Source organism: Niastella caeni (genome assembly GCF_004834005.1).
Taxonomy (GTDB): Bacteria; Bacteroidota; Bacteroidia; order Chitinophagales; family Chitinophagaceae; genus Niastella; species Niastella caeni.
The window spans coordinates 292,688-315,038 of record NZ_STFF01000008.1; the positions used below are offsets into that span (position 1 = coordinate 292,688).

At 40.1% G+C, this 22,351-nt stretch carries 24 protein-coding genes and 1 tRNA gene; 23 read left to right on the forward strand and 2 right to left on the reverse strand.

Features of this window, described 5'->3' with window-relative positions; genetic code table 11:
* Positions 1-601 precede the first annotated feature (601 nt).
* The gene (locus tag FAM09_RS24645) at positions 602-844 is read right to left on the reverse strand and encodes a helix-turn-helix domain-containing protein (RefSeq protein WP_136579828.1); all 243 of its coding nucleotides are present in this window, start codon (positions 842-844) and stop codon (positions 602-604) included.
* A 340-nt stretch (positions 845-1,184) separates the two neighbouring features.
* Between FAM09_RS24645 and FAM09_RS24650 the strand changes: the two genes are divergently transcribed.
* The 3 genes from FAM09_RS24650 (at position 1,185) to FAM09_RS24660 (ending at position 4,653) form a co-directional block, all read left to right on the forward strand.
* Entirely contained in the window at positions 1,185-1,529 is a 345-nt protein-coding gene (locus FAM09_RS24650) for a hypothetical protein (RefSeq protein ID WP_136579829.1), read from the forward strand.
* Positions 1,530-1,544: 15 nt separating this feature from the next.
* A complete protein-coding gene (locus FAM09_RS24655; RefSeq protein ID WP_136579830.1) occupies positions 1,545-2,153 on the forward strand; it encodes a hypothetical protein in 609 nt (202 codons plus the stop codon).
* A gap of 913 nt (positions 2,154-3,066) precedes the next feature.
* Positions 3,067-4,653 (forward strand): recombinase family protein, encoded by a 1,587-nt coding sequence (locus FAM09_RS24660; RefSeq protein ID WP_136579831.1) that lies wholly within the window; start codon positions 3,067-3,069, stop codon positions 4,651-4,653.
* 29 nt (positions 4,654-4,682) lie between these two features.
* Here the strand turns inward: FAM09_RS24660 and FAM09_RS24665 are convergent, their stop codons facing one another.
* Positions 4,683-5,126, reverse strand: coding sequence for a hypothetical protein (locus tag FAM09_RS24665; RefSeq protein WP_136579832.1), 444 nt, complete (start codon positions 5,124-5,126; stop codon positions 4,683-4,685).
* A 146-nt stretch (positions 5,127-5,272) separates the two neighbouring features.
* On the opposite strand from FAM09_RS24665, the gene FAM09_RS24670 reads away from it, so the two are divergent.
* From FAM09_RS24670 to FAM09_RS24760, 20 genes are all read left to right on the forward strand, one after another.
* A complete protein-coding gene (locus FAM09_RS24670) occupies positions 5,273-5,503 on the forward strand; it encodes a hypothetical protein (RefSeq protein WP_136579833.1) in 231 nt (76 codons plus the stop codon).
* Positions 5,504-5,547: 44 nt separating this feature from the next.
* Positions 5,548-5,757, forward strand: a complete 210-nt coding sequence (locus FAM09_RS24675; protein ID WP_136579834.1) for a hypothetical protein — start codon at positions 5,548-5,550, stop codon at positions 5,755-5,757.
* A 2-nt stretch (positions 5,758-5,759) separates the two neighbouring features.
* Positions 5,760-6,008, forward strand: coding sequence for a hypothetical protein (locus FAM09_RS24680; protein WP_136579835.1), 249 nt, complete (start codon positions 5,760-5,762; stop codon positions 6,006-6,008).
* Between the two features lie 4 nt (positions 6,009-6,012).
* Entirely contained in the window at positions 6,013-6,162 is a 150-nt protein-coding gene (locus FAM09_RS31615) for an exodeoxyribonuclease X C-terminal domain-containing protein (RefSeq protein WP_394347830.1), read from the forward strand.
* On the forward strand, positions 6,159-6,383 hold the full coding sequence (locus tag FAM09_RS24685) for a hypothetical protein (protein WP_136579836.1): 225 nt from the start codon (positions 6,159-6,161) through the stop codon (positions 6,381-6,383). Before FAM09_RS31615 ends, FAM09_RS24685 begins: the two co-directional genes overlap by 4 nt.
* Positions 6,384-6,472: 89 nt before the next feature.
* Positions 6,473-6,544: transfer RNA gene (locus FAM09_RS24690), tRNA-Ile, on the forward strand.
* A 329-nt stretch (positions 6,545-6,873) separates the two neighbouring features.
* Positions 6,874-10,203 carry a DNA primase gene (gene dnaG / locus FAM09_RS24695; protein WP_166437262.1) on the forward strand — a complete coding sequence of 1,110 codons (3,330 nt, stop codon included), beginning with the start codon at positions 6,874-6,876 and terminating at the stop codon, positions 10,201-10,203.
* Between the two features lie 236 nt (positions 10,204-10,439).
* Positions 10,440-10,901 carry a hypothetical protein gene (locus FAM09_RS24700; RefSeq protein ID WP_136579838.1) on the forward strand — a complete coding sequence of 154 codons (462 nt, stop codon included), beginning with the start codon at positions 10,440-10,442 and terminating at the stop codon, positions 10,899-10,901.
* A gap of 43 nt (positions 10,902-10,944) precedes the next feature.
* Entirely contained in the window at positions 10,945-11,322 is a 378-nt protein-coding gene (locus tag FAM09_RS24705; protein WP_136579839.1) for a hypothetical protein, read from the forward strand.
* A gap of 213 nt (positions 11,323-11,535) precedes the next feature.
* Positions 11,536-12,615: an RNA-directed DNA polymerase gene (locus tag FAM09_RS24710; RefSeq protein WP_136579840.1), complete on the forward strand. Its 1,080-nt coding sequence runs from the start codon at positions 11,536-11,538 to the stop codon at positions 12,613-12,615.
* A gap of 184 nt (positions 12,616-12,799) precedes the next feature.
* Positions 12,800-13,096: a hypothetical protein gene (locus tag FAM09_RS24715; RefSeq protein ID WP_136579841.1), complete on the forward strand. Its 297-nt coding sequence runs from the start codon at positions 12,800-12,802 to the stop codon at positions 13,094-13,096.
* Positions 13,093-14,883, forward strand: coding sequence for a DNA cytosine methyltransferase (locus FAM09_RS24720; protein WP_136579842.1), 1,791 nt, complete (start codon positions 13,093-13,095; stop codon positions 14,881-14,883). Before FAM09_RS24715 ends, FAM09_RS24720 begins: the two co-directional genes overlap by 4 nt.
* Positions 14,883-16,025, forward strand: a complete 1,143-nt coding sequence (locus FAM09_RS24725) for a phage Gp37/Gp68 family protein (protein WP_136579843.1) — start codon at positions 14,883-14,885, stop codon at positions 16,023-16,025. The genes FAM09_RS24720 and FAM09_RS24725 overlap by 1 nt, the downstream gene beginning before the upstream one ends.
* A 17-nt stretch (positions 16,026-16,042) precedes the next feature.
* Positions 16,043-16,570: a hypothetical protein gene (locus FAM09_RS24730; RefSeq protein ID WP_136579844.1), complete on the forward strand. Its 528-nt coding sequence runs from the start codon at positions 16,043-16,045 to the stop codon at positions 16,568-16,570.
* On the forward strand, positions 16,539-16,877 hold the full coding sequence (locus FAM09_RS24735) for a hypothetical protein (protein ID WP_136579845.1): 339 nt from the start codon (positions 16,539-16,541) through the stop codon (positions 16,875-16,877). Before FAM09_RS24730 ends, FAM09_RS24735 begins: the two co-directional genes overlap by 32 nt.
* Positions 16,878-16,882: 5 nt before the next feature.
* A complete protein-coding gene (locus FAM09_RS24740) occupies positions 16,883-17,467 on the forward strand; it encodes a hypothetical protein (RefSeq protein WP_136579846.1) in 585 nt (194 codons plus the stop codon).
* 57 nt (positions 17,468-17,524) lie between these two features.
* On the forward strand, positions 17,525-18,115 hold the full coding sequence (locus FAM09_RS24745) for a hypothetical protein (RefSeq protein ID WP_136579847.1): 591 nt from the start codon (positions 17,525-17,527) through the stop codon (positions 18,113-18,115).
* A gap of 2 nt (positions 18,116-18,117) precedes the next feature.
* The gene (locus FAM09_RS24750) at positions 18,118-21,342 is read left to right on the forward strand and encodes an SGNH/GDSL hydrolase family protein (RefSeq protein WP_166437263.1); all 3,225 of its coding nucleotides are present in this window, start codon (positions 18,118-18,120) and stop codon (positions 21,340-21,342) included.
* A gap of 245 nt (positions 21,343-21,587) precedes the next feature.
* The gene (locus FAM09_RS24755; RefSeq protein ID WP_136579849.1) at positions 21,588-21,827 is read left to right on the forward strand and encodes a hypothetical protein; all 240 of its coding nucleotides are present in this window, start codon (positions 21,588-21,590) and stop codon (positions 21,825-21,827) included.
* A gap of 1 nt (position 21,828) precedes the next feature.
* Complete coding sequence (locus FAM09_RS24760) at positions 21,829-22,347, forward strand: hypothetical protein (protein WP_136579850.1); 519 nt, start codon at positions 21,829-21,831, stop codon at positions 22,345-22,347.
* Positions 22,348-22,351 lie beyond the last annotated feature (4 nt).

Consider the following 22,351-nt stretch of genomic DNA (forward strand, 5'->3'; position numbering starts at 1 on the left):
TCAGAAGTAAGGGTGCTCAATATTTCGAAGCCTGGAAGGTATGGCGGGGGTATCTGAAAACGAACCATATTGACCAAATATATATAGTTTTTGACAAAATTTAAGTTAAGGTCTTAAATTTTAAACAAGTACTAATATGAATAGTTTATTTTTAATCATCCCACAAGTCGGCAATGATTTAATGAGATTAAATATTATGCAAATTGTAAAATTGACATATATTTCGATGTCCCCTGATTTACAATACGTTAAAGAATATTTAAAAAATTGTGCCAATGAGGCTTATCCTTACCTGAACTACCTGCATTATTGGGCATATTGAATACTTTTTAATATGCCTAGATTAAACAAATGATGAAGTAATTATCTAATATAATCAAAGTTTGGAATATAGCGTACATAAATAGGCGAAATTGATTTGCGACAAGATGTCCCATGGGGCACTGGATATAAGTAAAAGTTTGAGCAATAGTACTTATTAGCCATTAGTAGATAATGCGAAATTGGCTAAGGGCTGGCACGTTAAACTATTTATAATGGAAAGGTAATTGCTCTGTTATATAAAAGGAATACTTCGTTAGTGGGAGAATTTATCTACTTATCAAATAGGCTTCTCCGGCCAAAAATCCCGTGGCGAACATCCCAATAGCTTCGCCAGCTCATTTAGGTGTAAGGTCTTATACTTCGCCCGGAAGTTCGGACTCTCTACCTGGCCTATATATGCGGCAGATATGTTCAGGTGCGCAGCCAGGTCTTCCTGGGATAATCCTTTCTTTGTTCGGATCTCCTTTACCTTGTTTATTATAAACCAGTCTACCTTATTTTTCTGTATCTCCTTTGCCATGTATACCTGCAAGTAAGGGAAAGAATATTTTTATTATCCTAATACATGTATTAGTGTTTTTCCTTAACTTTATAATGCTTACGAGCCTGCTGAACGAACCTGACAAATCGCGAAACACAGGATGGTAAGTGAAGTGCCCAGTCTTATATTTACTATAGGGTTGGGCCCACTTTGTCCTTTGTGTTTCGGCTACCCGTTGGGTAGTGGGCTTTGTCAGGGCCCGTTCGGCAAAGGGTAGGTGGGCTTCAACCCTATAATCTTTTGGCCTCTATTTTAATCCGACATTAGCTCACCTTCTCTTGCAGGCTCATTTACCTTCTGTAACCTAAAACTTTTACATATGGTAGAGCTATTAAACGAATCCGCTTGCAAAATCAACTTCATTGGCAAGACTGCCAACAATCATCCTGACTGGTATAAAACACCGCTCCGGTTAAATGAAAAAGAACGAGACAATCCGCGCCTAATCCTGGAAGAGTTTTTTCAAAGCTATCACCTTAATGATGTAAGGGAAATACTATGGGGCTGGACGGTAGCAGTTGTTTCCAGTCCAAACAGCATTTCGTCGGATCACCTCGACCGCAATAATCATTTCTTCTTTTATGAGAAAATAGAGCAATTGATAGAAGCCTGCTGGATGATCCATTATACAGAAGAACAGCAGAAAAAAGTACCTGTCCTATAATCCAAAATTTCCCTTATGAATAGTGTAGTTGCAGCGGAAGTTTTAAATAAGCCTCCGCTTTGTATTGAGCTGGTTGAAACAGATCCTTTGCGTGCTATCGCCAGGGTTTTTGATAGCATCGATTTCGATTGCTTTCGGTTAAACCTTAACAGGTGGTTTCATGCTGCCATTGAGAATCAAAATCATGTTTATGAAGAACATTGTCACCGGCAAGGGCTGCAAACCTTGTTTGTAGACCTGGAACTACTATTGGAAGCTCTTTATGTAATCCATAGAAATGAACTATTAAGTAGCCATCCTTTAGATGGCAAAAAAGATGTAAAAGAACAATCCGCTGGGCTGGATAAAGTTTACTTTTTAACTCAAGATCAAGCATACAATCCATACGAAGTGCTTCATTCTCTTTTCAGCAAGTTTTCAATGATCTATATCAGGCGCGAATTAAATGATTGGTTACAGGCTGGAATTGATATTGATGAATCGGATAAGGTACAATTAAAAGCTATCAGAGTGTTGCTTACTTATAATGATCTGGAATGTCTTTTGGAAGCGGCTTACCACTATTACAAAAGAACAGTAAAGGGGTATAGAAAAATGGAAGCCAATAACATGGCTATGCTTTAAAATACCGCCATGTGCGCCTCGTTTTTTTTCTTTTGGCCAGCAATGCAGTTTTACAGTTTCTGTGTTACATTCATTAACGTGTTCTGTTTAATAATTGAGACGGTCAGCACTGTCATTCAGTCATTGGAGATTTAGCTTTAAGTAGCTTCGTGTATAGTATAATCAGCCTGCCCGCAAGGTACAAACCGGCTTGTGGTTCACAGAAAGTGCCAGCATTTATGAAGCCTTGTTTTTTAAATGGATGCTGTAAGAATGAACCCATAGCCGATAGGCTTATTGTCTTTCAAATAAACAAAAACGACTCCGGAGTTTTTGTTCGACTAAAATCCGTGTTGTGATACAACACTACATCTGGCCGATAGCAGCCTGCCTGGCTTTCTCACCGCCGCGAATGGGCAGTTATTAAAAGAAGTTCGAAACATGACTGGCGGCATAGCTGTCGCTAAATACATATGTGCCACAGGAATTAAACAGTGAAGAAATTGTTTTGCGCCTGGTTTCCCTAGCTTATGGGTTGTATCGGCTGCTAACCCACCTCACTTAACCGTTGTGATATAAATGAATCCCTGAATTTATGTCAGTCGATTTTGAAGTAAAACAGTCTTAAATTTATGATAACGCGAAGCATTATACCGCAACTTATTTGTGATACAATTTCGCACAGCAAAATAAGACTTAGCTAAAAAGAATTATTCAAACAGAACATCATCTTTGGTCACACTGGTTTTTAAAATGCGACCCTTTCAATTTCTGAAATAGTGAAACCTCAATAATACAGCGCTGCCTTTTTAATTTTATTACTGCGGAAATGGTTGTGTAGTTCTAATTAAAAAGGGTAGTGTGATGGGTGAAACTGAAGATGAATTTTTGAAATTAATAGCATCATTAATTGTTCAGGTAATACTTAACGAAAATGAAGATAGCCATCGGATACGTCCGGATCAGCAAAAAGGACCAGTCAATGTACTCCCTGGATGCGCAGGAGAACCTGGTCAGGGAATATTGCCAGAGAAATAATGTTTCCATCTCCGCCATCTTCCGGGATGATGGCGAATGTTCTGATACGTTCGACCGGCCCGATTACATAGCGCTAGAAAAATTTATCAAAGCACATAAAGGACAGGTAAATTTCCTGATCATTAAAGACCATGACCGGTTCAGCCGGAATCTCAGTGAAGCGCTGGCTAAGATTGAGCACCTGGAAAAGAAGTTTGGCGTTAAGGTAGTGGCTATTGATGAACCAATTAACATTGATACAACGGACCCAAGCATTTTTCTTAGCAGGGCTTTCAAGTATTTAATGGCAAATCATGAGCTGTTAAACATCCGGAAAAGAACCACCCAGGGTATTCGAAATGCCATTGCTTCCGGCAGGGTAGTAAACAATGCGCCATTCGGGTATAAAAACATAAGAGATAGCCAGGGCAAACCTACTTTGCAAATAGACGAAACAAGAGCGCCGATCATCCAGTTTATATTCCAGCAATTCATAAGTGGCGTTACTCCCTTCCTCATAGCAAAAGAAGCGCGTAATAGAGGTTTTACAAGGTCTGGCAACAGCGCTTTAATGCGGGTGCTTACAAATCCCGTTTATGCCGGCTTATTACGCCTGCCTGCCTATAATGGAGAGCCGGAAAAATTGGTCAAGGCATTGCATCCGCCAATAATCAATGAGGCGGATTTCTGGATCGTCAACGATAAGCTAAATAATCAACCGAAATACCGCTCAAGGCCAAGGGAAGATTTTCCCTTGCGTGGCATCGTTAAATGTGATTGTGGCTGGCACCTGACAGCCAGTTTCAATAAGGGCAAGAGGCAATATTATATGTACTATAGCTGTCCAAAAGAAAGAAACCGGAATTACCGCGGCGAACGAATGCATGAATTAATTGAAAAGGTGCTGGTGGGATTGAGTTTTACTCCACAGCAAATTGAAAAGATCAGCAGGTATGCGAAGGAAAATCTGGATCAGGAAACAAAGGACAGGAAATTGCTGAAGGACTCTCAGGAGCAAAAATTAAAGGAAGTAAAAACCAAGATAGAGAAGTTGGAAGAGCGGCTAATAAACGACGAGATCGAAACCATCACCTACAAAAAATGGTTCACCAAATTATCCGCCGAAAAAGGAGTATTGGAAACGGAAATTAGTAATCTAGCCAAAAGCCACACAAACATTTTTGAAAAGTTGCAGCAGGCAATGCCTGTGTTAACGAATCTCAGGAATCTATATCTGAAAATCTCTCTGGCCGGTAAACAGGCTCTTTTAAAGAAGGTGTTCGAAGGTGGTCTCACATATGACGGGTGTACGCTTCGAACACCCCGCATACACGCGGCTCTCGCTCACAACTATAATAGCATCAACGAAAAAGGGCTTCTCTTGTTAGAGAAGCCCTCGAGTGATTTTACTCTTTCAGAAGCTTGTACCGCGTACGGGATTCGAAAACCTTGCCTTATGTTTTTTTCTTTTACCCATTCACTGTATATATTTGAGTTCAATTAAATATAGTTTATAGTTATTATTACTATGTCTTACTTTTTGGCTGTTTTTAATAACTGTTCTTTTAAACTATTTATAAGTTCTTCCTGTGTTTCATTTAATTTTCTCAGGTCAGCAATTCTTACTTCCAGTTCCCGATTTATTATCGTCAATTTTTCGTTTTCATTTTTTATATCAATAAACTGTGGGTGTTCTTCATTTTTTGGTTCTAACGGTTGATTCAGGAATGGGCCTTCATTTGTATCGAGGAAACTGTTATTTACATTATACTTTGTAGCAAGAATAAATTTCGCAAAGTCAATTTTATTCTTAGGAACACCCCTTCCGCCTTTTAGAATATCGCTCAAATTACTTGGTGGCATTTCAATTTCCTTTGCCAGATTCTGTTGTGATAATTTTCCCTCTTTATATAAGTATAAAACTACTCTGGTAAATGCTTGATCAAAAAGTGTTTGAGTGTAATTCTTCTTATCCATAAATTTTATTTGATAATAATTTGGTAATTAATTACCAAAACGCTTATATTCGTGTTGTGTTACGGTTTTGGAATCTTTTGGAAATTTTTGGTAACATTTTGGACTATTCAATACAAGAGTAGTTATAAAAATTATTTGAAACAAGAATGACAAAGAAAGAATGGAAATGCAAGCGAAAACTTTTGCCTGCTAATTATGTGAAACTTGTTATGCAACTTCTTGATAAAGACGGTGTTGTGTCTAATTATACTCAGGTTTATGACGTTATTAGGGGAAAGAACAAAAACACAATTTTAACATTTAAGGTGTGGGAAAAAATTTCATTAGTTCAAAAAGAACATCAAGCCCTTATTAAGAAGTTAAAAGCTTTAAAGTAATTAGTCATCCGTGTATTTGATAATTAAATGATAAGCAATTACCAATGAATATTGCTGATGAAATAAAAGGCATTAATGACCAATTGGAAAGGATATGGAATGTTGTTAAGCATTATCCTAACAACATTGGGTTTGCTTCTAATCTTGATGCGGAAACTAAGAAAATGAAAAGAAGAACTACTAAAGATGATATAAAGGTACAGCTAATTAAGAATTGGAATAAAGATCATCCACATTACAAAATTAACAACTGACTATGGATAAATTAATCCTGCATTGTTTAATCATATTTACTTTGATTATAGCCTACATCTGTTACCGGATTTATATAGATGCAAATATGAAAAAAACGGAAACAGAGCAGTCTTATGATCCTGCAATTATCGTTGATGCCAAAAAATTAATTCGCCAAGAAATAGGCTTTTTAAAATGGTTTGGGTATGCGAAAAAGAAAATCCTTAAGAAAATCAAGCATAAAGAATTTTCGAGTTTGGCAAACCTATGATGTAATGCCATTCGGTACTTATAAAGGAAAAACACTCAAATATATTTCGGAGGTCAACCCGGGATACCTTGAATGGTGGAAAGAGGAAAAGAAGGTCGTATTCTCCAACGAACTTTTATTATTAATCACTTACTATAAAAACATTGGACAATGACTACATTTTCACAACCTAATGCGCTTAAATTATTTAAAGATGCGGTGAAAGGAAGGCGGTTGTACTTGCTGTTTTATTCCGCATCATTAGAACCCACTGCAAAGGTATTCTGTGTTGAAATTTCTTTAGAAGCATTTGAAATGTTGCTTATTGGCCATAAGGTTAAATCATTTGAGGCAGAATTTGACCATGTTGTTACAATTGAAAATATCATAGTATAAATGGTGATCCCGTATTTGTATTTGAACATTAGTTCTTTTAATAGTCGTTTTTAGGGGTCAATATCCTGGTTGAGCGTACTGGGGTATTTCGCCAGGTGGAGCAGCGGTAGCTCATTCGGCTCATAACTGAAAGGTCGCGGGTTCGATCCCCGCCCTGGCAACTTGTTCATAGGAAAGGTTAATTGGGTGCCAGCGGTGCACACTGGCCGCTGGTTTTTTAAGATTCTTGTCCGTAGCTGCGAAGGACATTAATATGCCGCAGTGTAGCCGGAATTGTATGTTGAGTTGTTCGTCCGGCTACTTTTTTTAATACTCCATTATAAGTAAGCATGAAAAACACTGATCCAATTTATGATGATGATAATAACCCGCAGATACCTTCTTCAGTGATGATTTTGGCAGTTTTAGGAACGGTGATTTTCCTTATCCTAATTGCAGGCGTAATCACCATAGCAAAAATTATTCAATCCCAACCTTAATTAACTCATTTGTGCGGCTTTCTGAAAATTCAATACAACAGGTTCGTGAGGCTTCAATTGTTGATGTTATAAAACATTATATCCCACTAAAGCATGTGGGTAGCAATTGGAAAGGTGTTTGCCCATTTCATGATGAAAAGACCCCATCTTTCACTGTTAATGATATTAAAGGAGTTTATAAATGTTTTGGGTGCGGCGCAGGCGGTGATGCAATTGGTTTTATTATTTCAAAAGAACGGGTGGAATTTTACCAGGCGGTCGAGATGATTGCCAAAATATGTAGCATTCCACTAGAATATGAGGAAGTTCCAGATAAGGAGAAATTTGAAAAGCAAAAATCTGAACGTGAGAAACTTAAACAAGTGGTGAGGTATACAGTTGAAAGATATAAGGAATCTTTATGGAACTTACCTGATGAACACCCTGTTCTAAATTACTTGTACAACCGAAATATAACCAGGCAACTTATTGCAGAATGGCAGTTGGGTTGGGCTACAGAAGAATGGAGTTTTATTTCCACGGATATAATTAATAAAGGTTGGTATGATCAAGGAAGTAAATTAGGCATCATAAAGAGAACAGCTTCGGGAGATAGGAATTATGATGGATATAGAAGTCGTATAACAATTCCAATTACTAATAAGTATGGGGAGTATATTGGAATGGGGGGAAGATTTTTTGAAATTGATTCAGCCGATAAGGGGAAAGATTTTCCAAAATATATTAATCCCCCGGAAAATGAGTTATACAATAAAAGTAGTGTACTGTTTGGTTTAAGCAGAGCCGATAAAGCAATAAGTTATGAAGGGTTTGCCTTCCTTGTTGAGGGATACTTTGATGTAATCAGCCTGCACGCTAATAAAGACAGTAACACAGTAGGCACATGCGGAACTGCACTGACAGATCAGCAGGCTGTGCTGTTAAGGAAGTATACAAATCACGTTGCGGTACTTCGTGATGGTGACGATGCTGGCCGCAAGGCAACAGTAAAAGACCTTTTAATATTACTTCGTGCTGGTTTTAAAGTGGACGTAATTCTACTTCCTAAAACAGATGATCCTGATAGCTATACTCAAAAATTAATTGCTAATCATTATAGGGCTGGCACCGTTGAAATTTATGACGGCGTTATGTGGCAGATTGATATGTACATGAAGTATGTAGCAAATGATGAGTTTAAACTTGGAAAAGCGCAGGAAGCCGTGTTAAATATTTTGATGACCATCCCTAATGAAATTATTAGAAACAATTATTTCGATAGTATAATTAAGAAATACAAATGGCAGAAATCAAACCTACAGAAGCAACTTAATTTATTGATTGAGAAGGAGCAGAATACAGATGAAGATACGGGTGAAAGTAACCTTGACAAAATGCCGAAGTGGATGGATAAAGAACAGTTCCTGCAGCAAGGTTATTGCATAGTTAATAATAATAAAAGAACAGGGTATTATAGCTTTGGAAGCGGTGGACAGATAGAGATTACCAACTTCATAATTAAGCCACTTTTTCATATATACGCAGGGAAGGAAAGCCGGCATCTTATACAAATAGATAATGGTAGAAAAAAGGCGGTATTAGACATTGAGAGCAAAGCGCTAGTAAGCATTGATCTTTTACAGCAGTATGTTGTGTGTGAAGGCCCTTACATAATTTATGGGAACAAAGGTCAGATGTTAAGGATTGCTACCAATCTATTAGGTCAATTTCCACGCTGCAATGAAGTGAAATTTCTTGGATGGCAAACGCCGGGCTTTTTCGCTTTTGTTGATAAAATATATATTCCGGGTTCAGGATTGTATGAACTAGATGAGTGGGGTATTCTGAAATTTGGCGACCAAAATTACCTGGTTCCTGCAGCAAGTGCCGCATACCGTGAATTGCAGGCTACCGGCGAAGATCCATACGAGAACGACCGTTACTTAACATTTATAAAAACGGACTTAAACTTTTCTTCATGGGCTTCCCTAATGAACCGCGTGTTCTTAGAAAAAGGCCCTGTTGCAATTGCTTACGTAATTCTAACCATCTTCCGTGATGTAGTGTTTGATGTTGATAACAACTGCCCACACCTTTATGGATTCGGTGAACGAAGCTCTGGAAAAAGCAAATGGGCCGAAAGTGTTATGGCCTTGTTTTACAAGAAACGGCCTGCTTTCAATTTGAACTCGGGAACCGATTTCGCATTTTTCAGTTATATGCAACGGTTCATTAATGCACCGGCTGCATTAAATGAGTTCGATGAAAAGGTAATTAAGCCTGAATGGTTTCAGGCAATTAAGGGCATATTCGATGGCGAAGGCCGGCAACGTGGTGTCATGGGTAGTAAAAATCGTACTGAGATAATGAAGATTCGTAGTACGGTAATACTTATCGGCCAATACCTGTGCACCATGGACGATAACAGTATTGTTAGTAGAAGTATTATTGAGGGCTTTAACGAGCGCGAGCTTTCAGAGGAAGATAAGAAGCAGTACGATAAACTAAAAAAACATGAAGATGCCGGGCTAAGCAATATACTAATTGAAATTTTACAGCACCGGCAATTCTTTAAAGAGAAATACAGCGTGTCTTTTAATGCCAACCTAAGTGAGTGGCGAAAAAAGGCAGCGGATTCAGGTAAGGATGGTGCATTTAACCAGCGCGTTGTTCAAAACTGGTGTCACTTATTTACCTGCTGGCAATTGATAGCTAACCACATTATTCTGCCTATTTCCAATAAGTCGTTTGAAAGTTACTGTTTTGATAAAGGAATGCAATGGAGTTCATTCATGAAAAGCAGTGACACCCTCAGCGAGTTTTGGAATACTGTTTCCTTCCTGGTTGATCAGGGCATGGTAATAGATGGGTGGGATTATAAGATTGAAACAACTACTCAGATTCGAATTAGGAACGGAAGGAAGGAAGAATATACACATCCATTTAACGAGCCTACCAAGATCGTTTATATGCGTATGAATAATATTCATAAGCATTATCAACAAGCATACCGCACACGTACTGGTAAAGAAGGTATGACAATGGAAAACCTGCTACATTATTTCAGCAGCAGGAAGTATTTTCTTGGCGCCAGCAAACAAAGCAGGTTTAAACGATGGGTAACTAAAACTGAGAATGTAACCCGTACTGGCGGTTTAACGACAACTACAATCCCTGAAACGCATAAGGTTGAAGAAAGCATTGTTAGCAGTTCTTATGTGTTCCTGTACGAGGATCTTGGTTTGGATATAGAGCGCGACCAGGTGCAAGAAGAATTCAATTCTGGAACTGGGTATGTACCCATACCTGATGCTGATTTTGATGATTTGAAGGATAATCAAGGAAGCCTACCATTTAATTGAACCTTGATTTTAAAATGCCAAAAAATGAGCCTACATGTGCCTACAACTATAAATAAGTGAAAATCAAATTAATAATATTTAAATGCTGTAGGCACACCCATTGTTTTTGTAGGCACGCGTAGGCCGTTGTAGGCACGTAGGCACGTAGGCACACAGAATTCATTGCCATTTTGTAAAAAATCGGTTGTAATAAAATACATCAAACCCCGGCTACTGGTAAGTGTAGCATTTTTAAAATGGAACAAAAACCACTCATCATTGATGGTAATAATGCAAAAAAGCTTTTTCCAAAATCTTCAGATGAATGGAAAGCTATCCTTATTGAAAATTTCGGGAAGGATTTTTTCAATGAAAAAATAACCGACAGGGTAAAAACATTTGAAGATGCCTGTTTGGTCATTGGCATCGATCCGGCTGATGTATGTCATGAAGCCGACGAACCGGATGATGTTGCATATAAGAAATTGAAGGTTATTGCCAGGGCTCTAAACGAAGGTTGGGAACCAGACTATAATAATAGCAACCAACGGAAATGGTTCCCCTGGTTTTACATGGACAAACCCGGCTTTCGCCTGCACGGTTGCGATTACGCTTACTCGATTACGCCTGTCGGCGCCCGCCTTGTGTTTAAATCAGAAGAATTGGCACGTTACGCGGCTAACCAATTTTTGGTCTTGTACAGTAACTACTACGAATAGGAAAACTTCAATATTCACCTGTTAAATTCTTTTTTGAATATTTATGAAAAAGATTAAAACGTTTGAAGGCGCATGCAAAGTTTTGGGCCATGATCCAATAAAGGTTCTTCCTAAAGTATCGTCTTTCCCAAAAGCTCACCAAAAGGCGCTAATCGCAACCGCCAAACTTATCATTATCAATGAGGCTTTGAATTTTGTTGATAATGGCAAAAAGAAATGGGTCCCTGATTGGAATAACACAAGTGAATGGAAATATTATCCATGGTTCTGGATGGACAAACCCGGCTTTCGCCTGCTCGGTTGCTATTACGATTACTCGCATACGAATGTCGGCGCCCGCCTTGTGTATCGTACACGATCCCTGGCGGAATACGCCGGGAAGCAGTTTGCAGCGCTATATAAGGATTTAATGGTTCTTTAAAAATAATAGGTTGTGTACTGCTGTGGCTGGCAGGGTTTCGAGTTCCGGCTTTCGCCTGAACGATTGCAATTACGATAACTCGAATACGAATGTCAGCGCCCGATTTGTGTACCCTTATAGCAGTACAGACCTTGCCTCTTGGCAAAAAATAACTTTTAATAATAGGATGCTGGTACTGAAAGGGAATGTTTCCTATCAAACACAAGGCCTGTAATGAAACGAATTGGTAAATTATACCAGGAGATTTGCAGCATTGAAAATCTAACCTTGGCTGATGCTATCGCCCGTAAAGGCAAATCCAAACAATATGGCATTAAGATCCATGACCAAAATCGTGAGGCCAATATTCAGGCGCTGCATCTGGCTCTCGTGGGTAAGTCTTACCAAACATCAAAATACTCCACCTTCAAAGTATATGAACCAAAGGAGCGGGAAGTATTCCGACTTCCTTATTATCCTGACCGCATTGTACATCATGCTATAATGAATGTCCTGGAGCCGGTATTTATCTCCGTATTTACTTCTGATACTTATTCATGTATTAAAGGGAAGGGCATTCATGCGGCCGCCAGAGGTGTTAAACGTGCACTGAAGGATGAGGCCGGAACAACATATTGCTTGAAGCTGGATATAAAGAAGTTCTACCCTTCGGTAGATCATGCCGTACTGAAGCAGTTACTACGCAGGAAGTTTAAAGACCAGAACCTTTTATGGTTGCTGGATGAGATCATCGACAGTGCTGATGGTCTGCCGATAGGCAATTATCTCAGCCAGTACTTTGCGAACTTTTACCTCACTTATTTTGATCATTGGATTAAAGAGGTTAAACGGATAAAATATTACTTCCGTTATGCGGATGATATTGTAATCCTACATCAGGACAAAAACTTTCTCCATACCCTGCTAACAGAAATTACCAGCTACCTAAAAGAGCAGTTAAATCTTACAGTTAAAGAAAACTTTCAAGTGTTCCCGGTTGTTTCCCGAGGCATTGACTTCGTTGGCTACCGGTTTTATCATAAGCATACATTACTTAGAAAATCCATAAAACAAAATTTTGCCCGCATGCTGGCGCGACGCCCGAATAAATTATCCATTGCCTCTTATTATGGATGGGCTTGTCATGCCGACTGCAGGCACTTACTTAAAACCTTACTAAGCAATGAACGCATTCAAGGACTTCAATATAACCTCATCCCAAAAAGCCTTTACCGGAGACAAAATAAAGATCGACAGGATACTGAATCGGGAGATAGTTGTAATGGACTACAAGATCGAAAAATCAAGGTATGATAAAGGCAATGGGAAATGCCTATACCTGCAAATTGAATTAAATAAAACAAAGCATGTTGTATTCACCGGGTCAGCCGGTTTAATGGACCAAATAGAAAAAGTGCCTAAAGATAGAATGCCATTTACAACAACAATAGTTAGAGAGAATGAACGATTCGAATTCACTTAATATTAAATCAACCACATGCCACTATTAAGAAAGTACGAACAATGGCAAAAAGATTTCATTAAAGAGAATGCTGGTAGTATGACACTTAAGCAATTGTCTGAAAAATTGAACATGCCAATTGGAACCATACATGCGTACTGTAAGGATAACAATATTTTGACGAGAAAGGCGCATAAAAGATTAGTGGAAATTGATAAGCCAAAACAAAAAATTGTTCGTCCGCCAGCAATTTACTCTCAGTCAGGTTCTCCATATGGTATTGCAAATTTAACAATTGGCGTTTCACTTATTTCAAATTCAAACATACAATGAACGAACCGCTATTCATAATCGTTGACTTATTTTGCGGCGCTGGTGGAACAACGACAGGTTTTGTTCAGGCAGAGTTGGAAGGAAGCGGAATAGCAAAGGTAATTGCCTGCGTTAACCACGATCCAAAAGCAATTAAGTCACATTGGGCAAACCATCCGGAGGTTAAGCACTTCGAGGAAGATATCCGGACGCTTGATCTTACCGAATTAACGGCATTGACACGTCAATATCAAACCATGTACCCGGATGCGTACCTGATACTTTGGGCCAGTCTGGAATGTACCAATTTCAGCAAGGCGAAAGGCGGGCAGCCACGCGACGCAGACAGCCGGACGTTAGCAGATCACCTCCCCCGGTATAGAGCCGCATTAAATCCTGATTACATTATGATTGAAAATGTGGTAGAATTCATGAGTTGGGGACCGCTCGATGCAAACGGCAAACCAGTTTCCCGAAAGAACGGCCAAGATTGGATGCGGTGGCGCGAAGTTATGAAGGGCGAAATTTTTCCGAACAGTAAAGATTGGTGGTATGTAGATGAATGGAAAGAACTGAACAGCGCGAACTATGGCGCTTATACATCGCGTAACCGGCTGTTTGGCATATTCGCCAAACCAGTGTTACCCATTGCTTGGCCTGAACCTACACACGCAAAGAACCCTTCCAAGTTCAGCCTACATGGCGATCTGCAACGCTGGAAGGCCGTTAAAGAGGTGTTGGACTTTTCCGATGAAGGAGAAAGTATATTCACAAGGGCAAAGCCTTTGTCGGATAAAACACTGGAAAGAATCTATGCAGGACTGCTAAAGTATGTGGCCAAAGGCGATACTTCGTTTATCAGCAAGTATTACAGTGGGAAGCCAGCCGGTAAAGTGAATAGCGTAAATCAGCCATCGGCTACCGTAACGACATTTGGCAATTCTTCCCTCGTTCAAGCTGTTGGGTTTACTGCTCAGTCTGTCGATCAGCCAGCAGGAACGATCACTACGGTTGATCATCATTCGTTGGTTAAGGCTGCATTTATTCAACAAAGGAATTCTGGCGAACCCGAAAGTAAACTTGTTGACATAGATGGCCCTGCTCGGACCTTGACGGCTACCGGGGGTAATCAAGAGCTTGTGCAAACACGTTTCTTAAAACATTATTATAGTAATGGCGGCGAGCTTTCTTCTATTGAAAGCCCATCGGCTACAATAAGCACACGTGACAGGTCTGCTGTTGTTTCGGTAACAAATCATAACAATCAATCTATTGAGCAGCCAGCGGGGACCATAATGACGAACGATAAACACAGTGTAGTTAATTGTGAGCCGTTCATTATGCCGACCAATTATGATAATAAACCGGTATCAACCGATCAGCCAGCTCCTACTATAACTGCAAATCGCAAGCACCATTATTTAATTAACCCTGCATATGGGGGGCATGCTATTACAACCGAAGGACCATGCCCGGTTATTGTTGCTCGGCAGGATAAAGTTCCGCTTTACCTGGTGCAAGCTGAAGAAGGATTAGTTGCGGTACCAATATACCCAGGTGATAGTGAGATAATGATCAAGATAAAAGAATTCATGGCCATATTCAACATCGCTGATATAAAGATGCGCATGTTCAGAATTCATGAATTGCTACGTATACAAGGTTTTCCGTTAGGTTATAAACTAGAAGGAAGCCAGGAAGACCAAAAAAAGTTTGTTGGAAATAGCGTAGTGCCGCTGGTTGTGAAGAAGTGGACAGAGGCTTTAGCATCGCGATTAATTGAAACATACAATCAAAAAATTGCATAATGAGTAAAATAGAATGGACTAACCGCACCTGGAACCCGGTAGTTGGCTGCAGCAAAGTATCAGCTGGCTGCAAAAACTGCTATGCGATACGGATGGCCTGGCGCCTGCAGCATATACCAAACTCGAAGGATAAGTACGCTGGCACGGTAGAAAAGACTGCCGGCGGGCAGTTGAATTGGACCGGTAAGGTAAATATTATTGAAAAGGAATTTGTGAAGCCGTTTACCTGGAGGAAACCTTCTATGGTATTTGTAAACAGCGAAAGCGACCTGTTTCATGAAAGCGTTCCTTTCCAGGTTATAAGATCGCTATTCGGTGTTATGTCAGTTTGCAAAGAGCACACATTCCAGATTCTTACAAAGCGGCCGCAAAGGATGTTAGATTTTTTCGAATGGCTAAAATTGATGGACCCTGAGTGGCAAGATGATCCTGCGAATTATGCTTATGACTTGTGTGTTGAATATGGAATTGAAACCGGGTGTGGAAGTGCTTTTGAAACCGATGCATGGCCTTTGAAAAACGTGTGGTTGGGTGTAAGCGTTGAAGATCAAAATACCGCCAACGAACGTATCCCGCTACTCATGCAAATACCCGCTGAAGTTCGGTTCCTTTCATGCGAACCGCTGTTAAGTACTATCAATTTTACATTAAAATATAAGATAGGTCCGTCAAACCATTGGACCGAAAACTATGATGTACTGTTAGGCAACAAATATTCATATGACTTAGGTAGTAAAGTCATTGCCACTAAAATTGATTGGGTAATAGCAGGGGGCGAATCCGGAAAAGATGCGAGGCCACTGCACCCGGAATGGGTCAGGTCAATAAGGAACCAATGTAAAACCGCTGGAACCCCTTTCTTCTTTAAGCAATGGGGTGAATGGAAGCCTTATGAAGATGGCGACCTTTCAACTTTTGATACTGGTACTTTTGTTGATAAACCAGGCGAATGGGGGGATCATCCCGTAGGCACATTCACTTGTATACACGGAATTAATTGGGGTACTCCTATGTCAAGGGTTGGCAAAAAGAAAGCCGGCCGCAGTCTCGATGGCCGGCAATGGAACGAATTCCCATTAACTAGTAAACTTTTGCCTACTCCCGATGATCCAGATTTATTCTTTACTGGCGGTGATTATTAACCTATAAATAAATTGAAATGCCAGCATATAGTTTTAAACAACGCTTCGTGCCTTTCGTTGAAGATGGCAGCAAACCACACACTATACGAGGCCGTAGGAAAAAAGGCTTTGCCAAAAAAGGTGATATCCTTTATCACTACTTTGGACTCCGTACAAAATGGTGCCGCAAACTCCGCGAAGAGATCTGCACCAACGTACGCACTATCATAATCACAGCAACAGACATATACCTAATTAGCTACCGAATAAGCGATAAGGATGTACAGATTGAAGAAGATCACTTAAATGCGCATGGTAAACCAACCAATGGTATCAGGTTGGATGATACACTGCGTAACACTTTTGCATGGCACGATGGCTTCCGGCCTGAAGGATCGACCCGTGATCAGCCAGGGGATGCCTTCAACTTAATGATTCAGTTTTGGATCAGCACACATCAATTGCCTTTTATTGGGGACCTTATTGACTGGCTGCCAACCGAAGAAGGGCTAAAAAAAGCTAAATGTATAAGCAATGACAAAAAAAGTAATCAATTGGCCAACTAATTTTAATAATAAACTGGCCTGTGATTGTATGATTCATATTGATATTGCACCAAAAGCACACGTATCGGCGCATGTACTTGAATCAACAATAATTGAAATTATAATAGCTGATGAAAGCTATCCGGCAACCAAATGGAAACTTGAATCTATTTACCCTTTAAAGTTGTTTCAGCTAACTTCAGTAAGTTCTATGCCGTCACATGGAATGGAAAGCTTTGAATTTGCGAAATGGTTTCTGACAAATAATGTGGGGGCGAACTCGCAAACAGAAATAGCAATATACTATTATCGAAAAATGAAAGAATAGGCTGAATGTCAAAGAATTTCACTATTAACATTCCTACTAAACCTTATCTGGCAAAGTATATTGCCAGCCGTTATGGGCATCCTGTTATGCTCAATAATAATACGCTCCTTGGTATCGTTGTATTAAGCTTACTTCAAAAGAAAGTATGTACGCATCTTAATTTACGCGACCAACACCTTCAGTTTAGGACGTTTACAACCCAAATTACATTCCTTGCACCTTGGCGGTATATGAGCCATTTTGGAGTTGATTTATCTGATGATCAAATTATTCAATTAAACCGTGCCTGGGATTCTCAGTTTGATGAAGAATTATATTATCATTGCCTACGTTCAATTAATCATGCCAGCCGTTATAAAGGATACAATGAGGCAATTGAACAATTTGCAGAAAATCATGGTATAATTATCGGGGTAGACACCACCTTTGAATGTCTAAAGAAAACTGAATACCGATTCAGAAGAACTCTTGAAGAAAATTTATCGAGAAATGTCCTCTCGATTCAAGACTGTAAAATTCAACAAGAAAAAAAATTATCGAGAAATGTCCCCTCGAAAAATGTCACAAACCCTCCTTCTCTTTTTGATTAATCTCCTTTTTAATTTCTTGTCCTTTCCTCTGAAGTTATACAATGCGAATTTGCATTTGTGTATTACAACAACATCTATACGCCTGTGCAGCATCTACGCCGGCCTACTGTTCGTCCTGGTGGGTTGTGTTGGATTGTTTTTGCATTGTGGCAGGATGTTGACTTATGGCCGCAAGTTGATCCTTTAACAGGATTGGCAAAAACGCCAATAGCGTTGAAAGCCGGAAAAACCTGGTATGAGTGTCAGGTAGTGGATAAGGGCAGAATCTTTAATGAAACTGAAAAGAAATCATCCGCCGGCCATTATTGGGAAATGCAGGTTGTGGGGTACCTGGGTGGTAATAATTCTAGTAATACAATTAATGCCGATGTAATGACATTCAACGACTATGTTGTAATGTTCAAAGATCGTGATGGTCAGATTAGATTTCTTGGAAATGCTGATACAGGAGCAGAGGTAGAATTCACATATACAAGTGCTGATAATAGTACCAGTAGGAAAAGAACTATAAACTTTACCTGGCAGCATATACTGCAGGCTCCTATTTACGTGGGTAACCTTGATGATATATTGGATGATATTATAACCCCGCCATTCGCTGGTGTTGGTGATTTTAACGATGATTTTAGCAATGACTTTAATATATGAGCATGAAGAAATTAATTCTGTCAATCACAATTTTGTTGAGTTTTGTAACTTCTTATGGGCAAATACCAACTGACACATCTGATTTACGGACAAAGATTAATAGTTGGATAGTAACAAATGGCACAAAACAAATAACTGCAACTCAGGTTAATCAGCTATTTAATGGGGTTGCCAGCCTAATGAAAGCCTATGCAATCGACAGTGCATATAGAATCGCTGATACTCTTTTTTTAGTTCGGCGGGGGGGATTTACAACTATAAAAGTTACTCTTAATACAGGCGGTGCACCATCTGAAACAGATCCTACAGTACCAACCGTTGCTAAAGCATTGACAGGCTCAGATACTTCGCGTTGGAATAATAAGCAGGATGCTTTAGCAGCCGGTTCGGGCCTGTCTATTGTCGCAAACGTAATAAGCGCGGGGACTACTACCGCCCAATGGAATGCTGACAAATTACAAGGAAATAACATTAGTGCAACGTCACCCACAACGGGGCAAATATTAAAATGGAACGGGAGCGCCTGGGCACCCGCTAATGAAAGCGGAGGAAGCGGAGGTGACTCTTCAATTTTTGCTACACGATACAGGGTCGATACAGCTATTGCTAATGTAAGGGGTGAAATGCCACGAGTCGACAGTGCTTACACCATAGGAATTATGTATGATAGTTCCGCATGGGGAAGTGCATCGAGTTCGTTTACTGTTACGGGTAGCCCAACGATAAACGCAAACAAGATTCGGCTACCTGCGGGAGCAAAGATCAATTGGTTGCATGCATCGATGCTGGAGCAAGAAACGCTCCAGGTTGATTTTAAATACAAAGCATTATTAAGTACCGATAGTGCGTTTACGGTTGGTTGGGAATCCCCGCATCCTAATTTATCAGTTTCATTGTATGGTAGAGTTCGAACAGCAACGGGGGTTGTTCGAATATTCGCCGTCGTGAACGGAACGCCTTCAGAAGCGGTACTGTCGGCCAGTTCTAACATGAGCGGAGGAATAAGCGTAGACGATAGCCTAACCTATGTGTTTTATCGTAATAAAGACACTACCAAATTCACGGTTATAAACCATACCAGCGGGCAAACTGGATTTGCAACTACAATCCGAAATTTTCAGGCATCTGGTGAAACCGGCGGCCTGCACAACACAGCATATTTCAGTCTTGTCAACAGCGCGGGAACAACCAACTCGGTGGAGTTGTGCCGTATTAAGTATTCCTCCCACGCTTTGAAACAACCCATCGCAGCATTGATAGGTAACAGCATTTCCAGTGGCAGTTTTGCAACTGAGATAAATAAGCGATTTGGTGACCTTTGCAAATTCGTGATTTGCGCCGGTGGCGGTGATATAAGTGCGTCGGGCGTGTTACAAACGTATGCCCTTGTACGTCATCTGAAGCCGCAGTATGCATTTATAATGCTTGGCGGTAATGATCTTGCATATTCGGTTCCAACAGCTACTTGGCAGGCTAATCTTCTATTGTTACATGATTCGTTGATTGCGCATGGTTCTAAAATTATTTGGCTACTCGCAACGCCACGGACAGGGTTGGATATTACTCCGGTTAATGATTTTATTAAAGCAACATTTCCTTTTACATACATTGATACATATACGCCCCTGTGGAGTGGCACAGGCACAAACCTTAGTGGAACATATGATAGTGGAGATGGCGTTCACCCCAATGAAGCTGGCCACGCAAAGATCGCTGAGGTGATTATGTCGCACCATTTATATAAGGCTATTGAGAATGTTTACTATCGTAAACAAAACCTTGAAGCAATATATAGGTCTAAGGCTTTTAATATCGCTGGCGACGGCAGCGTGTTAATGAATTCCTTCACCAGTAATGCAGCAGGTAAACTTCAAGTATATGGGCTTCAGTGGAATGAGCAGGCGTTGAACGGGAATCATTACCTGTTAGTTAAAAATACAACAGCAGGCTCAAATGCACAGACTAATATCAGGGTACAGAATAATAACAACGATTTTGCCGGCACCGGTATTTACTCTACATCAACATCCGCTAATGGAGTGTTGGCAGCAGGTGGCAGCTATACATTAGGGTCGCCTTCTGCGGGCCATTCTATAGTAGCTACAGCCGGCCCGATTAAATTCGCAGCAGGTGGCTTGACAGAACATATGAGACTTGCGTCCTCAGGAAATTTACTTATTGGTAAAACGAGCGACGATGGTAATTTACTACAAGTGGCCGGGCTGCAAAGGAATGAATTTACTACTACCGGAAATGCATACCTGATTGTTAAAAACAGCGGTTCCGGAGCAAACGCACAAACAAATATCAGGGCGCAAAACGACAACGATGATTTTTCTTCCAATGGTATTTATTCAACAGGGACTAGTGCCAACGGAGTGCTTGCACCTGGAGGCAGCTATAACCTTGGGTCGCCATCTGCTGGGCATTCTATTGTTGCTCTTGCCGGCCCACTAAAATTTGCTGCAGGTGGGACAACAGAAGGTATGCGGCTTAATTCATCGAATGAATTGCAGTTAAATTCAACCTCCGATCTAGGAGCCTCGAAGCTCCAGGTAACAGGAACCATCCAAATGCAGGATGGAAATCAGGCAAGCGGCAAGGTATTAACAAGCGACGCGAATGGAGTTGGGACGTGGCAAACGCCAACTGGCGGCATCACTTCAATAAATTCGCAGTCTGGGCCATCTATCACTATACAAGGCGGCTCTGGCATTACTGTTAACACAACTACAAATACTGTCACAGTTAGCGCTGATCCTACCAGTGATATATTTACAAGGACGATCGATGTGCAATATACAACTCAGAGTAATTCGGGCACTTCTGCAACTGATCTTTATACAAAGACAGTTGCCGGATTAACATTGGGTGCCGATGGAACCAGTTTAAGTTTTGAATCAGCGGGTACCTTCAATGACGCTAGTACTACTTACGATATGAATGTCTACTTCGCGGGCACCTCTATTTCAGGCACAACTGCATTATCGATAACTGCAACGGGAAGCTGGTCCATGCGCGGAACAATTATAAGGACGGGGACCAATACATTGCGTTCCACAATTACATGGAATATAGATGGTAAGGTTTACACTAATTATGCTACACTGGGAAGCCTTGATTTTACAACATCTAATATACTTAAGATAACAGGTACGGCCGGTGGAGGTAGTGCAACAACAGGTGATATAAATGCTACTCTGTGGAAGGTAATTTATCAACCATAATTTAATGAAACAATTAATGAGTTGGCAGGATAACAATACGAAGCTCGGATTCACAATCGGAGCAATAACGGGAGTGTGTAAACTCATAATTAATATTCACCTGCCTTTGGAATTCTTTTCAAAATTGTTTGAGAGTGCCATTACAGCCGGCGTGTGTGGGCTGATGGGAGTAGCAGGGAAAGAATTGTGGGTAGTGGGTAAAAAGGCATTCATATCATATTTCAGAACCAGAAAACCAAAAAATAATGGCAACACTAAGTCTTAACAATGCCAAACATCCTGCTCCAAAATGGTTCAGGAAAACAAAAAAGGCTATTCAAATACTAACTGTTGCGGCTAATGTCATGGTAGCACAATGGGGATTTCAGGATCAACTATTAACCACTAAGCTACAGTTGTGGTGTACAATAGGCATTGCTGCTGTATTGGATGCTTTTGAAACATTATTAAAAGATGATGGGGAAGATGAACAAAAACAGATTTAATATGAAGTATTTCATTATTATATGCATGTTCCTTGCATCCTGCAGTGCAACACGTAAAAATGTAAGCCATGAATCCCTGCAGGTGGAAAAGCATTCTATGTCTGCAAAAGATAGCTCACGAATGCTTTCAGTTGATTCCAGTTCAGTAAATAATACAATAGAATGGATCACTGTTACAAACGACAGTACTTATGATGTTGTTACCGAAGAACACATTAAAGAAGAAATAGATTCGAATGTAATTCGCCGGGAAACAAAGCGTATTGTAAAACAGAAAGGGCAAAGAAGAACTGAGCTAACCTCAACAGTAATACAAAAAGATAGCACCGGTTTACAAGTCGATGAATATGCAATTGTACAACAGATACAACAGGAAGATAGTTCTGCCACTATAAACAATGATAACAGTAACGTTAAACGGTCTTCATTTATGCCTTGGTGGATTTGGCTGATTGTATTAGTAGTGTTTGGTCTTGCCTGGTGGAAACGAAACTCAATTTTTGATTTATTCATTAAATAAGTAT

Bases quoted from the DNA above. Each gene is read 5' to 3' on its own strand.
- FAM09_RS24645 (WP_136579828.1), bottom strand. From the start codon at position 844: ATGGCAAAGGAGATACAGAAAAATAAGGTAGACTGGTTTATAATAAAC.
- FAM09_RS24650 (WP_136579829.1), top strand. From the start codon at position 1,185: ATGGTAGAGCTATTAAACGAATCCGCTTGCAAAATCAACTTCATTGGC.
- FAM09_RS24655 (WP_136579830.1), top strand. From the start codon at position 1,545: ATGAATAGTGTAGTTGCAGCGGAAGTTTTAAATAAGCCTCCGCTTTGT.
- FAM09_RS24660 (WP_136579831.1), top strand. From the start codon at position 3,067: ATGAAGATAGCCATCGGATACGTCCGGATCAGCAAAAAGGACCAGTCA.
- FAM09_RS24665 (WP_136579832.1), bottom strand. From the start codon at position 5,126: ATGGATAAGAAGAATTACACTCAAACACTTTTTGATCAAGCATTTACC.
- FAM09_RS24670 (WP_136579833.1), top strand. From the start codon at position 5,273: ATGACAAAGAAAGAATGGAAATGCAAGCGAAAACTTTTGCCTGCTAAT.
- FAM09_RS24675 (WP_136579834.1), top strand. From the start codon at position 5,548: ATGAATATTGCTGATGAAATAAAAGGCATTAATGACCAATTGGAAAGG.
- FAM09_RS24680 (WP_136579835.1), top strand. From the start codon at position 5,760: ATGGATAAATTAATCCTGCATTGTTTAATCATATTTACTTTGATTATA.
- FAM09_RS31615 (WP_394347830.1), top strand. From the start codon at position 6,013: ATGCCATTCGGTACTTATAAAGGAAAAACACTCAAATATATTTCGGAG.
- FAM09_RS24685 (WP_136579836.1), top strand. From the start codon at position 6,159: ATGACTACATTTTCACAACCTAATGCGCTTAAATTATTTAAAGATGCG.
- FAM09_RS24700 (WP_136579838.1), top strand. From the start codon at position 10,440: ATGGAACAAAAACCACTCATCATTGATGGTAATAATGCAAAAAAGCTT.
- FAM09_RS24705 (WP_136579839.1), top strand. From the start codon at position 10,945: ATGAAAAAGATTAAAACGTTTGAAGGCGCATGCAAAGTTTTGGGCCAT.
- FAM09_RS24710 (WP_136579840.1), top strand. From the start codon at position 11,536: ATGAAACGAATTGGTAAATTATACCAGGAGATTTGCAGCATTGAAAAT.
- FAM09_RS24715 (WP_136579841.1), top strand. From the start codon at position 12,800: ATGCCACTATTAAGAAAGTACGAACAATGGCAAAAAGATTTCATTAAA.
- FAM09_RS24720 (WP_136579842.1), top strand. From the start codon at position 13,093: ATGAACGAACCGCTATTCATAATCGTTGACTTATTTTGCGGCGCTGGT.
- FAM09_RS24725 (WP_136579843.1), top strand. From the start codon at position 14,883: ATGAGTAAAATAGAATGGACTAACCGCACCTGGAACCCGGTAGTTGGC.
- FAM09_RS24730 (WP_136579844.1), top strand. From the start codon at position 16,043: ATGCCAGCATATAGTTTTAAACAACGCTTCGTGCCTTTCGTTGAAGAT.
- FAM09_RS24735 (WP_136579845.1), top strand. From the start codon at position 16,539: ATGACAAAAAAAGTAATCAATTGGCCAACTAATTTTAATAATAAACTG.
- FAM09_RS24740 (WP_136579846.1), top strand. From the start codon at position 16,883: ATGTCAAAGAATTTCACTATTAACATTCCTACTAAACCTTATCTGGCA.
- FAM09_RS24750 (WP_166437263.1), top strand. From the start codon at position 18,118: ATGAAGAAATTAATTCTGTCAATCACAATTTTGTTGAGTTTTGTAACT.
- FAM09_RS24755 (WP_136579849.1), top strand. From the start codon at position 21,588: ATGGCAACACTAAGTCTTAACAATGCCAAACATCCTGCTCCAAAATGG.
- FAM09_RS24760 (WP_136579850.1), top strand. From the start codon at position 21,829: ATGAAGTATTTCATTATTATATGCATGTTCCTTGCATCCTGCAGTGCA.